Source organism: Methanosarcina spelaei (genome assembly GCF_002287235.1).
GTDB classification, from domain to species: domain Archaea; phylum Halobacteriota; class Methanosarcinia; order Methanosarcinales; family Methanosarcinaceae; genus Methanosarcina; species Methanosarcina spelaei.
The window spans coordinates 1-381 of record NZ_LMVP01000426.1 but is presented as its reverse complement, the minus strand read 5'-3'; the positions used below and the strand labels follow the sequence as shown (position 1 = coordinate 381).

The following is a 381-nucleotide window of genomic DNA, read 5'->3' as shown; positions in this document are numbered from 1 at the left end:
TTTAAAGTGTTGATAATTGATGAAATTGGATATCTCCCGTTTGATGAGGAAGGAGCTCACTGCCTATTTCAGCTAATCTCCAGACGTTATGAAAAGAGTTCAGTGATCTTGACATCGAATAAGTCATATGGAGAATGGGGAGAGATATTCAAGGACCATGTTATAGCGGCTGCTGAACTTGACAGGCTTCTCCATCATTGTACGACAATTAACATCAAAGGAGAAAGTTACAGGCTGAAAGAGAGAAAGAAACAGGGAATAAAAACAGGAAATCTGTACCAGTGATTTTGAGTGAATTCATGAAAAATTGAGTAAACTTTATATCAAAAGGTGAGGAATTTTAAACCGACCAATGTGGGGAAAATTAAATCGGCGTTGACA

At 37.5% G+C, this 381-nt stretch carries 1 protein-coding gene; it reads left to right on the top strand.

Translation table 11 applies throughout. From position 1 onward, the window contains the following. Positions 1–285, top strand: a 285-nt coding sequence (locus tag ASJ81_RS15780) for an ATP-binding protein (protein WP_170943346.1), incomplete at its 5' end; no start/stop codon positions are given. Positions 286–381 lie beyond the last annotated feature (96 nt).